This window comes from Streptomyces sp. NPDC058257 (assembly GCF_042881845.1).
Classification (GTDB): domain Bacteria; phylum Actinomycetota; class Actinomycetes; order Streptomycetales; family Streptomycetaceae; genus Streptomyces.
This window is the reverse complement of record NZ_JBHVXJ010000013.1, coordinates 203,287-217,468: the sequence shown is the minus strand read 5'-3', so window position 1 is coordinate 217,468 and position 14,182 is coordinate 203,287. Positions and strand designations below refer to the sequence as shown.

The window sequence follows — 14,182 nt, the reverse complement described above, 5'->3', positions numbered from 1 at the left end:
GACGGGGCGTCAGGAACGTACAGAATGCCTGGTCAGGCACCCATCATGTGCACGCCGCCGTCGACGTGGATGATCTCGCCGGTGGTCTTCGGGAAGAAGTCCGAGAGCAGCGCGACGATGCCGCGGCCCGCGGGCTCCGGGTCGGCCATGTCCCAGTTCAGCGGCGACCGGGTGTTCCAGACGTCCGCGAGCTCGCCGAAGCCCGGGATGGACTTGGCGGCCATGGAGCCGAGCGGACCCGCCGAGATGAGGTTGCAGCGGATGTCCTCCTTGCCCAGGTCGCGGGCGAGGTAGCGGCTCGTGGCCTCCAGGGCGGCCTTGGCCGGGCCCATCCAGTCGTACTTGGGCCAGGCGAACTGCGCGTCGAAGGTGAGGCCGACGACCGAGGCGCCGTCCTCGAACAGCGGGCGGCAGGCCATGGTGAGCGACTTCAGGGAGAACGCCGAGACGTGCATCGCCGTCGCGACGTCCTCGAAGGTCGCCTCGAGGAAGTTGAAGGCGCCCTGCGGGGCGAAGCCGATGGAGTGCACGATGCCGTCGAGGCCGCCGAGCTCGTCCTTCACCACACCCGCGAGGCGGTCCAGGTGCTCCTGGTTGGTGACGTCGAGCTCGATGACCTTGGCAGGCTTCGGGAGCTTCTTGGCGATGCGCTCGGTGAGCGTGGGCCGCGGGAAAGCGGTCAGGATGACCTCGGCGCCCTGCTCCTGAGCGACCTTGGCCGCGTGGAAGGCGATGGAGGCCTCCGTCAGCACACCGGTGACGAGGATCTTCTTGCCTTCGAGAATTCCGCTCATGGTGATCAGTGACCCATGCCCAATCCGCCGTCAACGGGGATGACGGCTCCAGTGATGTACGACGCGTCGTCCGAGGCGAGGAACCGCACCGCGGCGGCGATCTCCTCGGGCTCCGCGTAACGGCCGAGCGGCACCTGCTTCACGATGTTCGAGCGCTGCTCGTCCGTGAGTACCTTGGTCATGTCGGTGTCGACAAAACCGGGCGCGACGACGTTGAACGTGAGGTTGCGCGACCCGAGCTCACGGGCGAGCGAGCGCGCGAAGCCGACCAGGCCTGCCTTGGAGGCGGCGTAGTTCGCCTGCCCCGGGCCGCCCATCAGGCCGACGACGGAGGAGATCAGTACGACGCGGCCCTTCTTGGCGCGCAGCATGCCGCGGTTGGCGCGCTTCACGACCCGGAAGGTGCCGGTGAGGTTGGTGTCGAGGACGGACGTGAAGTCCTCCTCGGACATCCGCATCAGGAGCTGGTCCTTGGTGATCCCGGCGTTCGCCACCAGGACCTCCACCGGACCGTGCTTCTCCTCGATCTCCTTGTACGCCTGCTCCACCTGCTCGGTGTCAGTGATGTCGCACCTGACGGCGAGGACTCCGAGTTCCGTGAGGACCTGAGGCGGTTCACCCGAGCGGTAGGTGATCGCGACCTTGTCGCCCGCGTCGGCGAAGACGCGGGCGATGGCGAGGCCGATGCCCCGGTTTCCTCCGGTGACGAGAACCGAGCGGCTCAACGGATCACCCTTTCGATAGCGGTCTGTTAACTCGAAAACCTATCGGTACGGTGCTCCATACGGAGAATCGACCACCGACAGTGGCGTACCGGACTCGCTGTCGGGTCCCTACAGAAAACTCTGGTCGCCGGACCCCCGCGCGCGACATGATTCTGACCGACCGGTGCCGACAGCAGGGAGACATCCGTGCCTCATTCCATCGATGAAGCCTTCACGGCGCTGCCGCTGCGGGCTCTCGCCGACGCCGCGCTCGCCCGTGCGCGTGCCCTGGGCGCGGACCACGCGGACTTCCGCTTCGAGCGGGTGCGCAGCGCGTCCTGGCGGCTGCGGGACGCCAAGCCGTCCGGCACGTCGGACACCACGGACCTGGGCTACGCGGTCCGTGTCGTGCACGGCGGGACCTGGGGGTTCGCATCGGGCGTCGATCTGACGATGGACGCGGCGGCGAAGATCGCGTCCCAGGCCGTGGCGATGGCGAAGCTCTCGGCGAAGGTCATCAAGTCGGCGGGCTCCGACGAGCGGGTGGAGCTCGCCGACGAGCCGGTGCACGCGGAGAAGACCTGGGTGTCGTCGTACGAGATCGACCCCTTCTCCGTGCCGGACGAGGAGAAGAGCGGGCTGCTCGCCGAGTGGAGCTCCCGCCTCCTGGCCGCCGACGGTGTCTCGCACGTCGACGCCTCGCTGCTCACCGTGCACGAGAACAAGTTCTACGCGGACACGGCGGGGACGGTGACCACGCAGCAGCGGGTCAGGCTGCACCCGCAGCTCACCGCGGTCGCGGTCGACGGGACGAGCGGCGAGTTCGATTCGATGCGGACCATCGCGCCGCCTGCCGGACGCGGCTGGGAGTACCTCACCGGCACCGGCTGGGACTGGGACGCCGAACTGGACCGCATCCCCGAGCACCTCGCCGAGAAGATGCGGGCGCCGAGCGTGCAGGCGGGCTCGTACGACCTGATCGTCGACCCCTCGAACCTCTGGCTGACCATCCACGAGTCCATCGGCCACGCCACCGAGCTCGACCGCGCCCTGGGCTACGAAGCGGCGTACGCGGGGACGTCGTTCGCCACCTTCGATCAGCTCGGCAAGCTCGCGTACGGCTCGTCGATCATGAATGTGACGGGTGACAGGACGGCCGAGCACGGGCTCGCGACCATCGGGTACGACGACGAGGGCGTGGCCGCGCAGTCCTGGGACCTGGTGAGGGACGGCACTCTGGTCGGCTACCAGCTGGACCGTCGCATAGCGAAGCTCACCGGCTTCGAGCGCTCCAACGGCTGCGCGTACGCGGACTCCCCCGGCCATGTGCCGGTGCAGCGCATGGCGAACGTGTCGTTGCAGCCCGACCCCGGCGGCCTCTCGACGGAGGACCTGATCGGGGGCGTCGACCGTGGCATCTACGTGGTGGGCGACCGGTCCTGGTCGATCGACATGCAGAGGTACAACTTCCAGTTCACACAGCAGAGGGCATACCTCATCCGGAACGGCCGCCTTGTCGGGCAGCTCCGGGATGTCGCCTACCAGGCCACGACCACCGACTTCTGGGGCTCCATGGCAGCGGTCGGCGGCCCGCAGACGTACGTGCTCGGTGGCGCCTTCAACTGCGGCAAGGCCCAGCCGGGCCAGGTCGCGGCGGTCTCGCACGGCTGCCCCTCCGCCCTTTTCCGGGGCGTCAACATCCTCAACACGACGCAGGAGGCGGGTCGATGAGCCGTAGCAGCAAGCCGTACGAGATCGTCGAGCGCGCCCTCGAACTGTCCACCGCCGACGGCTGTGTCGTCATCGCCGACGAGCACTCGACCGCGAACCTGCGCTGGGCGGGCAACGCCCTGACCACGAACGGCGTCACCCGGGGCCGCACCCTCACCGTCATCGCGACCGTCGACGGCAAGGAAGGCACCGCGTCCGGCGTCATCTCGCGCTCGGCCGTGACCGCCGCCGATCTCGCGCCCCTGGTCCGCGCCGCCGAGCACGCGGCGCGCGGGGCGGGGCCCGCCGAGGACGCGCAGCCGCTGGTGAGCGGAGGCGAGGAGTCCGCCGGGTTCAGGGACGCGCCCGCCGAGACGTCATCGGCGGTCTTCTCGGACTTCGCCCCCGCGCTCGGCGAGGCGTTCGCCACGGCCCGCGTCGGCGGGCGTGAGCTGTACGGCTTCGCGAACCATGAACTCGTCTCCAGCTACCTCGGGACGTCGACGGGGCTCCGCCTGCGGCACGACCAGCCCAACGGCACACTCGAACTCAACGCCAAGTCCCCGGACCGCACGAAGTCGGCGTGGGCGGGGCGTGCGACCCGGGACTTCAAGGACGTGGACCCGGCGGCGCTCGACGCGGAGCTCGCCAAGCGTCTGGGGTGGGCACAGCGGCGCATCGACCTGCCCGCGGGCAGGTACGAGACGCTGCTTCCGCCGACGGCCGTCGCCGACCTGCTGATATACCAGCTGTGGTCGGCCTCCGCGCGGGACGCGGCCGAGGGGCGGACGGTGTTCTCCAGGCCGGGCGGCGGCACCCGGATCGGCGACCGGCTCGCCGCACTGCCCCTGACCCTGCGCAGCGACCCGGACGAGCCGGGCCTGGAGTCCGCTCCGTTCGTGCTCGCCCACGCCTCGGGCGGTGACTCGTCCGTCTTCGACAACGGGCTTCCGCTGGCCGCCACCGACTGGGTGCGCGCGGGCGAGCTCGCGCATCTGACGAGCACCCGGCACAGCGCGTCCCTGACCGGCCTTCCGGTCGCCCCCGCCATCGACAACCTCATCCTGGACGGCGGCACCGACCGCTCCCTGGAGGAGATGGTCGCGAGCACGGAGCGGGGGCTGCTCCTGACCTGCCTCTGGTACATCCGCGAGGTCGACCCGGCCACCCTGCTGCTCACCGGGCTCACCCGGGACGGCGTCTACCTCGTGGAGAACGGCGAGGTCGTGGGCGAGGTGAACAACTTCCGCTTCAACGAGTCGCCGGTCGACCTGCTCAGGCGAGCCGCCGAGGCCGGGCGCACGGAAAAGACGCTGCCCCGGGAGTGGGGCGACTGGTTCACCAGGGCCGCGATGCCCGCCCTGCGCATCCCCGACTTCAACATGAGCTCGGTCAGCCAAGGCGTGTGACGCCCATAGACTGGCCGGTACCAACCGGTTCCGGCCAGGAACCTTTCGCAGAACCTTTCAAGGAGACACAAGACCGTGACGGACATCGTCGACGAGCTGAAGTGGCGGGGTCTTTTCGCCCTGTCCACTGACGAAGACGCACTGCGCAAGGCGCTCGCGGACGGTCCCGTCACGTTCTATTGCGGCTTCGACCCGACCGCGGCCAGCCTGCACGTCGGACACCTGGTGCAGGTCCTCACGGTCCGCCGCCTCCAGCACGCGGGGCATCGGCCGCTCGCCCTGGTGGGCGGCGCCACGGGCCAGATCGGTGACCCGCGGCCGACCGCCGAGCGCACCTTGAACGACCCGGAGACGATCAGGAACTGGGTGGCCCGGCTGCGCTCGCAGATCGAGCCGTTCCTCTCCTTCGAGGGCGAGAACGCCGCGCTGATGGTCAACAACCTGGACTGGACCGCGGGGATGTCCGCGATCGAGTTCCTGCGGGACATCGGCAAGCACTTCCGCGTGAACAAGATGCTGACCAAGGACTCCGTGGCCCGCCGCCTGGAGTCCCAGGAAGGCATCTCGTACACGGAATTCAGCTACCAGCTCCTCCAGGGCATGGACTTCCTGGAGCTCTACCGGCGCTACGGCTGCACGCTGCAGACCGGCGGCAGCGACCAGTGGGGCAACCTCACAGCGGGCATCGACCTGATCCACCGCCTGGAGCCGGACGCCGCCGTGCACGCCGTCGGCACACCGCTGATGGTCAAGGCGGACGGCACCAAGTTCGGCAAGTCCGAGAGCGGCGCCGTCTGGCTCGACCCGGAGATGACCACGCCGTACGCGTTCTACCAGTTCTGGCTGAACGTGGACGACCGCGACATCTCGACGTACTCGCGCATCCTCAGCTTCAAGTCCCGCGAGGAGCTCGAAGAGCTCGAGAAGCTCACCGAGGAGCGCCCGCAGGCCCGTGCGGCCCAGCGCGCGCTCGCCGAGGAGCTGACGACACTGGTGCACGGCGCCGATCAGTGCGCCGCGGTCATCGCCGCGTCCAAGGCGCTGTTCGGTCAGGGTGAGCTCGGCGACCTCGACGAGGCGACGCTGAGCGCGGCCCTCTCCGAGCTGCCGCGCGTCCAGGTCAGCGAGCTCGGCCCGGTGGTGGACCTCCTCGCGGAGGTCGGCCTGGTGGCGAGCAAGTCCGCGGCCCGGCGGACGGTCAAGGAGGGCGGGGCCTACGTGAACAACGCGAAGGTCGCCTCCGAGGACGCCGTGCCCTCCCGCGAGGAGCTCCTGCACGGGCGCTGGCTGGTGCTGCGCCGGGGCAAGAAGAACCTGGCGGCGGTCGAGGTCACCGCGGGCTGACGTTCCCGTACACATGTGGAAGGGGTCGGCCCGTGCGGGCCGACCCCTTCCACATGCCGCGTACCCGCAGGTCAGGCCCGCTGCTGTTTGTTGCCTCTGATCATCTTGTACAGCATGTCTCCGACGCCCACGACGACGAGAGCCGCCACGAGTTGCAGGGCGTGCCGGCCCCAGTCGATGCCCTTGGTGTCAGCGATGCCGAACCCAGAGGCAAGCGAGTTGCCGATGATCGCGCCGATGATGCCGAAGATCGTGGTCAGCCAGAGCGGACTGTGCTGCTTTCCGGGCAGGATCGCCTTGGCGATAAGCCCCAGCACGAATCCGACGACGATGGCCCACAACCAGCTCATAGCTGCCTCCTCATCCGGCTCAACATGAGCATTACGGTCAGTGTCGACCGATCCTCCATACGGCGCATGTCGGGCAGGCCCATACGTGGCATGACGCAGGCAGGACACCGAGAAGGGACCTGCCCCGGTCTCGAAGGCTGCGCAGCCCCGGCGTAACGTGGAGCGGGTCCGGGCCGGGGAGCGCCCGGCTTCTTGTGAGCAGGCGGTGGAATGTGATGCGGAAGCAGAGCGGCGCCCAGGTCTTCCGGATCACAGGGGCCCGGCAGTCACTGGCGGACGATGTGCGCGGCAGGCAGCGCCGGTACGTGATCTCGATGTCGATCCGTACTCTTTCGGTCATTGCCGCGGCGGTGCTGTGGAACGTCGAGCGGCATGTCGCCCTCGTCGCTCTGGTGCTCGGCATCCTCCTCCCGTACATCTCCGTCGTGATCGCCAACGCGGGCCGGGAGAACATTCCTTCGCTGCCGTCGACCTTCGTACCGGCACCGTCCCGGCCGATACTCCCGCCGCCGACGGCGCACGGCGAGTCCGCGGAACCCGTCCCGGAAGCCGGAACCGGCCCCGCGCCGGACGAGCCCAACACCCCGTCAGGTCACCAGAACTGACCGTCGACGTTGCGCCAAGCTCAAGAAAACCTCAGATCAATCATGTAGTTCCGGTGCCAGGCACTGGGTCCCCCATGACATACTTCGTACGCGCTCCGCATCCCCCGTCGGAGCGACAGACCGACGCCGGGCAGCTCCCCCCGTGGCTGCTCGGCGTCGCCTTGTTTTGAACGCACTTGGACGTTATCTGTGAGCGACGAAACACCGATCTGTTCCGCCAAGGGCTGCCGCGCCGCCGCGGTGTGGGTGCTCGCGTGGAACAACCCGAAGATCCACACTCCGGAGCGCCGCAAGACGTGGCTCGCATGTGAGGAACACCGCGAGCACCTCTCTCAATTCCTGGGCGTACGCAGCATGTTGAAGGACGTCGTGCCGCTGGCCGAGTGGGAAGCGCGCAGCGAGCCCTCCGACTCCTAGCCGCCGATCGCCGACATCGGGCGCTCGGGCTGCAGGAACGTCGGGTCGTCGAGGCCCGAACCCGCCTTCTTGCCCCACATCGCGAGCTTCCATATGCGCGCGATCGCCTCGTCCGAGCCGGACTCGCTGTCCTCTTCGTTCGCCCGCAGGGCCGCCCGCAGGTCGGTCTCCTCGGAGGCGAACAGGCACGTGCGGACCTGACCGTCGGCCGTGAGGCGGGTGCGGTCGCAGGCCGAGCAGAACGGGCGGGTGACGGAGGCGATGACGCCGACGCGATGGGGGCCGCCGTCCACGAGCCAGCGCTCGGCCGGCGCGGAGCCGCGCTCACCGGAGCCCTCTTCGGTGAGCTCGAAGCGCGTACGCAGCGACTCCAGGATGTCACCGGCGGTGATCATGCCGTCGCGCTTCCAGCCGTGCTGGGCGTCCAGCGGCATCTGCTCGATGAAACGCAGTTCGTAGTCGTTCTCGACGGCCCAGGCGAGCAGGTCCGGGGCCTCGTCGTCGTTCAGGCCCGGCATCAGGACCGTGTTGACCTTGACCGGGGTCAGACCCGCGTCGCGGGCGGCCTCGAGGCCCTCCAGGACGTCCTTGTGGCGGTCGCGGCGGGTGAGGGTCTTGAAGACGTCCGGGCGCAGCGTGTCCAGGGAGACGTTGACCCGGTCGAGGCCCGCGGCCTTGAGGGCCTTGGCGGTGCGCTTGAGTCCGATGCCGTTCGTCGTCAGGGACATCCTGGGGCGCGGCTCCAGCTGGGCGCAGCGCTCGACGATGCCGACGAGGCCGGGGCGCAGGAGCGGCTCGCCGCCGGTGAAGCGGACCTCGGTGATGCCGAGCTGCGTCACGGCGATCCGGACGAGGCGGACGATCTCGTCGTCGCTGAGAAGGTCGGACTTGGACAGCCACTGCAGGCCCTCTTCGGGCATGCAGTACGTGCACCGCAGATTGCATTTGTCGGTCAGCGAAACCCGGAGATCGGTGGCCACTCGGCCGTAGGTGTCGATGAGCACGTGGGCCCCCTCCCTGATCCTGCTTGAGCCGGTTCGGTTCGGATACCACGAGCCTACGCGACGGGACTGACACCGACCCGGGCCCGATCCCACGAGGAGCGGCACGGCCGCGTCGTAGAGATCTACCAATGATCTACGACGCGGCCGCTGACGTGCGTGTTCCAGAGGGGGCAGGCGGGCTCAGAGGGCTCCGGTACCCGTGAGGGACCGCACCTCAAGCTCCGCGTACTTGCCCTTGTCGGGCTCCTCCTTCGACAGGAGCGTGCCGAGCCAGCCGAGCAGGAAGCCCACCGGGATCGAGATGAGGCCCGGGTTCTCCAGCGGGAACCAGTGGAAGTCGACGCCCTTGAACATCGACGTCTTCGGGTTGCCCGAGACGACCGGCGAGAACAGCACCAGGAAGACCGCCGTGAAGAGGCCTCCGTAGATCGACCAGAGCGCGCCCTGCGTGGTGAAGCGCTTCCAGAAGAGGCTGTAGAGGATCGTCGGCAGGTTGGCGGAGGCCGCGACGGCGAAGGCGAGCGCGACGAGGCCCGCCACGTTCAGGTCGCGGGCGAGCGCGCCGAGGGCGATGGAGACGATGCCGATGAAGACCGTCGCCCAGCGGGCCGCCTTCATCTCCTGCTTCTCGGTGGCCTTGCCCTTCTTGATGACGTTGGCGTAGATGTCGTGCGCGAACGACGAGGACGAGGCGAGCGTCAGGCCGGCGACGACCGCGAGGATCGTGGCGAACGCGACCGCGGAGATCGTGGCGAGCAGGATCGCGCCCCACGACGAGTCGACGCCGCCCAGATGGAGTGCGAGCAGTGGCGCCGCCGTATTGCCCGCCGGGTTGGACGCGATGATCTCGGCCGGCTTGATGAGCGCCGCGGCACCGAAGCCGAGCGCGATCGTCATCAGATAGAAGGCGCCGATGATGCCGATCGCCCAGTTCACGGACTTACGCGCGGCCTTGGCTGTCGGCACCGTGTAGAAGCGGATCAGGATGTGCGGCAGGCCCGCGGTGCCGAGCACCAGGGCGATGCCGAGCGAGATGAAGTCCAGCTTCGAGGTGGACGTGGCGCCGTACTTGAGCCCCGGTTCGAGGAACTTGGTGCCCTGACCGCTGTTGGAGGCGGCCGTGCCGAGCAGGTCCGAGATGTTGAAGTCGAACTTCAGGAGGACCAGGAAGGTCAGGAGGAGCGTGCCCGCGATGAGCAGGACGGCCTTCACCATCTGGACCCACGTGGTCCCCTTCATGCCGCCGATGGTGACGTACACGATCATCAGCAGGCCGACGAGAGCGACGATCGCGACCTTGCCCGCGTCGGACATGATGCCGAGAAGCAGCGAGACGAGGACGCCCGCGCCCGCCATCTGCGCGAGCAGGTAGAAGATCGACACGATGATCGTGGACGTGCCGGCGGCAGTACGTACTGGGCGCTGGCGCATGCGGTAGGCGAGGACGTCGCCCATCGTGTAGCGGCCGGAGTTGCGCAGCGGTTCGGCGACCAGGAGGAGCGCCACGAGCCAGGCGACCAGGAAGCCGATGGAGTACAGGAAGCCGTCGTAGCCGAAGAGCGCGATGGCGCCCGCGATACCGAGGAAGGACGCGGCCGACATGTAGTCGCCGGAGACCGCGAGGCCGTTCTGGAAGGCGGTGAACTGGCGGCCGCCCGCGTAGAAGTCGGCGGCGCTCTTGGTCTGGCGTCCTGCCCAGACGGTGATGACCAGAGTGGCGACGACGAAGACGGCGAACAGGGAGATGATCAGCGGCCGGTGCTCGCTCGCCTCACCCGCGGCCAGGACTGTGGTGTTCAGCGCGGGGCTCATGCGCCGCCCTCCATACGGGACTTGATCGCCTCGGCCTTGGGGTCGAGCTTGGTGGCCGCGTGGCGGGAGTACCACCAGGCGATGAGGAACGTGGTCAGGAACTGCGCGAGGCCGAGGACGAGGGCGACGTTGATATTGCCGAACAGCTGGGTGCCCATGAAGTCACCCGCGTAGTTCGAGAGCAGCACGTACGCCAGGTACCAGACGATGAAGGCGACGGTGAGCGGAAAGGCGAAGGAGCGGTGTGCCTTGCGGAGTTCACCGAACTCGGGGCCCGCTTGTTCCTCGAGGAATTCTGCCGTGGTCGGCGCGTACGGAGCGGGGGCTTCTCCGTCCTTGGACGGTGGGGATGCTTCGGGGGCCACGGAGTCTCCTCGTGGTGCGGGTGCGGTGGGGACGGACAGCTGATCCATGGACTCTCTTCGATCCGGCAGTGATACGGATCACGTGAGCCACGGATGGCGATGCTAAGGCCACGAGGCGTGATCCGACAGGGGGGTTGATGTTGCCTCTGTTAACGGTTCAACGTCATGACGGCACGCATGGCGCGGCACGGTGCGCTGCTTTCTTCCGGAATCCATTGCTGGCCTGGGAGTTCTGGGGATAGCTTCACCCTGCACGCCCCGTCATGTACCTGCCCGATCACTAGATGTGTTCGGGCAGTTCACGTATCCGGATGATGTGGAGACCCCATGGCTCATCTGCGTTCCAGACGCCGAATCGCGCTCACCGTGCCCCTCGGCATAGCGCTCGCCGCGTCGGTCGGTTTCGCCCCGGGCATCGCGACCGCGGCCCCCGACGCCCCCGCCACCGCGTCGGCCAGGGCAGAGGCCCCGAAACTCGCGTACGTCGTCAACACCCGCACGGACGCCAAGACGATCGCGTACGTCAAAAGGGCGATCGCCAAGGCTGACGGTTCCGTCGTCGTCGCGTACCCGAAGATCGGCGTCATCGTCGCGCACTCGGCCAACCCCGACTTCGGCAAGGAGCTGCGTAAGGTCAGGGGCGTCCACTCCGCGGGCGCGACCCGCACCTCGCCCCTGACGGCGGCGGGCACGACGGAGGAGGGCGCACCGACCCTCCTGTCGAAGTCCGAGGCCAAGTCGCTCAAGGCGCGGGCCGACGCGGGCGCCGAGCCGCTCGAGGCCGACCAGTGGGATCTGCGCGCGATAGGCGCCGACAAGGCAGCGAAGATAAACCCGGGCAGCAAGAAGGTCACCGTCGGCGTCATCGACACCGGAGTCGACGACACCCACCCCGACCTCGCGCCCAACTTCTCGGCCTCGCAGTCGGCGAGCTGTGTCGGCGGCAAGGCGGACACCTCGCCCGGCGCCTGGCGCCCGGAGAAGCCGGACCACTACCACGGCACGCACGTGGCCGGCGAGATAGCCGCCGCGCGCAACGGCGTGGGCGTCGCGGGCGTCGCGCCCGGCGTGAAGGTCGCGGGCATCAAGGTGGCCGACCCGGTCAGCGAGCTGTTCTACCCGGAGAGCGTCGTCTGCGCCTTCGTGTTCGCCGCCGACAAGGGCATCGAGGTCACGAACAACAGCTACTACGTGGACCCGTGGCTCTACAACTGCATGGACGACCCGGACCAGCGGGCCATCGTCGACGCGGTCAACCGGGCCCAGCTGTACGCCCAGAAGAAGGGCACCCTGAACCTCGCGTCGGCGGGCAACTCCAACCACGACCTCGCCGCCGACGAGATCCTGGACGATTCGAGCCCGGACGACTCGACGCCGGTGCCGCGCACCATCGACCCGTCCAAGTGCTTCGACATCCCGACGCAGCTTCCCGGCGTGGTCACGGTCAGCGCGACGGGCGTGCAGAACCTCAAGTCGTACTACTCCACGTACGGCAAGGGCGTCATCGACATCGCCGCCCCGGGTGGCGACGCCCGCCAGATCCCGGCCGACACCCCCTCGAAGAACGGCCGCATCCTCTCCACGATGCCGGGCAACCAGTACGGCTGGCTGCAGGGCACGTCGATGGCGTCACCGCACGCCGCGGGCGTGGCCGCGCTCCTGAAGTCGACGCACCCCAAGGCGAGCCCCGCCGAGATCCAGCGGCTTCTCAAGAAGCAGGCCGACAACCCGGGCTGCCCGACGACGCCGTACGACCCGGACGGTGACGGCAAGGTCGACGCCGTCTGCGAGGGCGGCAAGAACAACAACGGCTTCTACGGCAGCGGGATCGTCGACGCGCTCGACGCCGTGAAGAAGTGAGGGGCTCGCACACCATGACCACCCCCCTCACGCGCTCCCGGCGCGTGCTCGCACTCCCGCTCGGCATGGCGGTGGCATCGGCCGTCGCCTTCCTGCCGGGCACGGCATCGGCTCAGCCCGATGCCGCGTCCGGGCCGAGCGGCCCGGTGTCGTCCGTCGTGTCCGGCCTCGGCGCGTCCCTCACGGACGGCACGTCGATGAGCTACGTCGTCAATGTCCGCGCCGGGCACGGCGGTTCGCCGTCCGGCAAGACATCGGCGTACGTGAAGAAGGCCATCGCCAAGGCGGGCGGCAAGGTCGTCATCGCGTACGACAGGATCGGCGTGATCGTCGTCCACTCGTCGGACGCGGACTTCGCCAAGAAGATCCGCGGGGCGAAGGGCGTCGCTTCGGCGGGCGCCACCCGTACGGCTCCGCTGTCCGCGCAGTCCGACGACGCGCTGGAGGCCGACCGGCCACTGAGTGCCGCCGAGGCGAAGCAGGCGGCAGGGCAGGCGGCCCCGGGCCAGGACGAGCTGGAGCCGCTCCAGTGGGACCTGCCCGCCATCAAGGCGGACAAGGCCCACAAGGAGTCCCTGGGCAGCTCCAAGGTCACCGTCGGCGTCCTGGACTCCGGCGTGGACGACACGCACCCGGACATCGCGCCGAACTTCGACGCGAAGGCGTCCGCGAGCTGCCTGGGCGGCGTGCCCGTGCAGAAGGGCGACGCGTGGCGTCCGGTGGCCGGGGAGAGCGACCACGGCATGCACGTGGCGGGCACGATCGCCGCCGCGAAGAACGGCACCGGCGTCACCGGCGTCGCTCCGGGCGTGAAGGTGGCGAGCCTGAAGGTGGCCGAGCCGGAGACCGGCATGTACTACACGGAGGCCGTGGTCTGCGGCTTCATGTGGGCGGCCGATCACGGGGTCGACGTCACCAACTCCAGCTACTACACCGACCCGTGGCTCTTCAACTGCAAGACGGACGACGACCAGAAGGCCCTGGTCGACGCCGTCGGGCGGGCCACCCGTTACGCGGAGCGCAAGGGTGCGGTGAACGTCGCGGCGGCCGGTAACGCCGAGACGGACCTCGCGCAGGACGAGATCGTCGACGACTCCAGCCCGGACGACACGACGCCGGTGCCGCGGACGATCAAGACCGCGGACTGCTTCGACATCCCGTCGCAGCTTCCGGGTGTGGTGACCGTCTCGGCCACCGGCGCCAAGGGCATCAAGTCCTCGTACTCGAACTACGGCAAGGGCGTCATCGACATCGCGGCGCCGGGCGGCGACTCCACGAAGTTCCAGACGCCGGACGCACCGGCCACGGACGGCCGCATCCTGTCGACGCTTCCGGGCGGCAAGTTCGGCTACAAGGCGGGTACGTCGATGGCGTCACCGCACGCCGCGGGCGTCGCCGCGCTCATCAAGTCGGCCCACCCGCACGCGTCTTCGGCGAAGGTGAAGGCGCTGCTCTACGGCGAGGCCGATGCCATGAAGTGCACCGATCCGTACGACATCGACGGTGACGGCAAGGTCGACGCGGTCTGCGCGGGCGGCAAGAACAGGAACGGCTTCTACGGCGTGGGCATGATCGACGCACTCGACGCCGTGCGGAGGTAGCGGGTTCGTAAGGCGGACCGGGCCGGGCGGCTGTGTGCCGCCCGGCCCTTCGCGAGAGGATCTCGTCCCATGGACGAGTACCGGAATTCCGCACTCGGCTCCGCCGACACGGACAGCGGGGTGCCCGGGCCCGTCCGGCCCGCCTGACGGCTGGTGCTCCCGTTCGTGGCCACGGTGACCGTGCTGCCCGTGTGGTGGGTGGTCTCG

Annotated in this window: 13 protein-coding genes; 7 read left to right on the top strand and 6 right to left on the bottom strand. The window is 68.8% G+C overall.

Features of this window, described 5'->3' with window-relative positions; translation table 11 throughout:
- Positions 1-32: 32 nt before the first annotated feature.
- Both fabI and fabG read right to left on the bottom strand, forming a co-directional pair.
- Positions 33-794 (bottom strand): enoyl-ACP reductase FabI, encoded by a 762-nt coding sequence (gene fabI, locus ACFVXC_RS28535; protein ID WP_389910552.1) that lies wholly within the window; start codon positions 792-794, stop codon positions 33-35.
- A gap of 5 nt (positions 795-799) precedes the next feature.
- The gene (gene fabG, locus ACFVXC_RS28530; protein ID WP_389910549.1) at positions 800-1,519 is read right to left on the bottom strand and encodes a 3-oxoacyl-[acyl-carrier-protein] reductase; all 720 of its coding nucleotides are present in this window, start codon (positions 1,517-1,519) and stop codon (positions 800-802) included.
- A gap of 186 nt (positions 1,520-1,705) precedes the next feature.
- Here fabG and ACFVXC_RS28525 point away from each other — a divergent pair, with 186 nt between their 5' ends.
- The 3 genes from ACFVXC_RS28525 (at position 1,706) to tyrS (ending at position 5,961) form a co-directional block, all read left to right on the top strand.
- Positions 1,706-3,229 carry a TldD/PmbA family protein gene (locus ACFVXC_RS28525; protein ID WP_389910546.1) on the top strand — a complete coding sequence of 508 codons (1,524 nt, stop codon included), beginning with the start codon at positions 1,706-1,708 and terminating at the stop codon, positions 3,227-3,229.
- Positions 3,226-4,617 carry a metallopeptidase TldD-related protein gene (locus ACFVXC_RS28520; protein ID WP_389910543.1) on the top strand — a complete coding sequence of 464 codons (1,392 nt, stop codon included), beginning with the start codon at positions 3,226-3,228 and terminating at the stop codon, positions 4,615-4,617. The genes ACFVXC_RS28525 and ACFVXC_RS28520 overlap by 4 nt, the downstream gene beginning before the upstream one ends.
- 75 nt (positions 4,618-4,692) lie before the next feature.
- On the top strand, positions 4,693-5,961 hold the full coding sequence (gene tyrS, locus ACFVXC_RS28515; RefSeq protein WP_389910540.1) for a tyrosine--tRNA ligase: 1,269 nt from the start codon (positions 4,693-4,695) through the stop codon (positions 5,959-5,961).
- Between the two features lie 71 nt (positions 5,962-6,032).
- Here tyrS and ACFVXC_RS28510 read toward each other — a convergent pair whose 3' ends face one another.
- Positions 6,033-6,311 carry a GlsB/YeaQ/YmgE family stress response membrane protein gene (locus ACFVXC_RS28510; RefSeq protein ID WP_383280725.1) on the bottom strand — a complete coding sequence of 93 codons (279 nt, stop codon included), beginning with the start codon at positions 6,309-6,311 and terminating at the stop codon, positions 6,033-6,035.
- A 215-nt stretch (positions 6,312-6,526) separates the two neighbouring features.
- On the opposite strand from ACFVXC_RS28510, the gene ACFVXC_RS28505 reads away from it, so the two are divergent.
- Positions 6,527-6,916, top strand: a complete 390-nt coding sequence (locus ACFVXC_RS28505; RefSeq protein WP_389910537.1) for a DUF3099 domain-containing protein — start codon at positions 6,527-6,529, stop codon at positions 6,914-6,916.
- A 189-nt stretch (positions 6,917-7,105) separates the two neighbouring features.
- Complete coding sequence (locus ACFVXC_RS28500) at positions 7,106-7,333, top strand: hypothetical protein (RefSeq protein WP_389910535.1); 228 nt, start codon at positions 7,106-7,108, stop codon at positions 7,331-7,333.
- On the opposite strand, the gene moaA is transcribed toward ACFVXC_RS28500, so the two are convergent.
- The 3 genes from moaA to ACFVXC_RS28485 form a co-directional block, all read right to left on the bottom strand.
- Positions 7,330-8,337, bottom strand: coding sequence for a GTP 3',8-cyclase MoaA (gene moaA, locus ACFVXC_RS28495; protein WP_389910533.1), 1,008 nt, complete (start codon positions 8,335-8,337; stop codon positions 7,330-7,332). The two genes, ACFVXC_RS28500 and moaA, sit on opposite strands and share 4 nt — an antisense overlap.
- A gap of 180 nt (positions 8,338-8,517) precedes the next feature.
- On the bottom strand, positions 8,518-10,149 hold the full coding sequence (locus ACFVXC_RS28490; protein ID WP_389910530.1) for a cation acetate symporter: 1,632 nt from the start codon (positions 10,147-10,149) through the stop codon (positions 8,518-8,520).
- The gene (locus ACFVXC_RS28485) at positions 10,146-10,514 is read right to left on the bottom strand and encodes a DUF485 domain-containing protein (RefSeq protein ID WP_389910527.1); all 369 of its coding nucleotides are present in this window, start codon (positions 10,512-10,514) and stop codon (positions 10,146-10,148) included. Before ACFVXC_RS28485 ends, ACFVXC_RS28490 begins: the two co-directional genes overlap by 4 nt.
- A 327-nt stretch (positions 10,515-10,841) precedes the next feature.
- Here ACFVXC_RS28485 and ACFVXC_RS28480 point away from each other — a divergent pair, with 327 nt between their 5' ends.
- Both ACFVXC_RS28480 and ACFVXC_RS28475 read left to right on the top strand, forming a co-directional pair.
- Positions 10,842-12,374, top strand: a complete 1,533-nt coding sequence (locus ACFVXC_RS28480; RefSeq protein ID WP_389910524.1) for a S8 family serine peptidase — start codon at positions 10,842-10,844, stop codon at positions 12,372-12,374.
- Between the two features lie 14 nt (positions 12,375-12,388).
- A complete protein-coding gene (locus ACFVXC_RS28475) occupies positions 12,389-13,975 on the top strand; it encodes a S8 family serine peptidase (RefSeq protein ID WP_389910521.1) in 1,587 nt (528 codons plus the stop codon).
- The last annotated feature ends 207 nt before the right edge of the window (positions 13,976-14,182 follow it).

What these genes read in the sequence shown, in the direction of transcription:
- ACFVXC_RS28520 (WP_389910543.1), top strand. Translation starts at nt 3,226, where the DNA reads ATGAGCCGTAGCAGCAAGCCGTACGAGATCGTCGAGCGCGCCCTCGAA.
- ACFVXC_RS28510 (WP_383280725.1), bottom strand. Translation starts at nt 6,311, where the DNA reads ATGAGCTGGTTGTGGGCCATCGTCGTCGGATTCGTGCTGGGGCTTATC.
- ACFVXC_RS28480 (WP_389910524.1), top strand. Translation starts at nt 10,842, where the DNA reads ATGGCTCATCTGCGTTCCAGACGCCGAATCGCGCTCACCGTGCCCCTC.
- fabI (WP_389910552.1), bottom strand. Translation starts at nt 794, where the DNA reads ATGAGCGGAATTCTCGAAGGCAAGAAGATCCTCGTCACCGGTGTGCTG.
- ACFVXC_RS28505 (WP_389910537.1), top strand. Translation starts at nt 6,527, where the DNA reads ATGCGGAAGCAGAGCGGCGCCCAGGTCTTCCGGATCACAGGGGCCCGG.
- ACFVXC_RS28475 (WP_389910521.1), top strand. Translation starts at nt 12,389, where the DNA reads ATGACCACCCCCCTCACGCGCTCCCGGCGCGTGCTCGCACTCCCGCTC.
- ACFVXC_RS28490 (WP_389910530.1), bottom strand. Translation starts at nt 10,149, where the DNA reads ATGAGCCCCGCGCTGAACACCACAGTCCTGGCCGCGGGTGAGGCGAGC.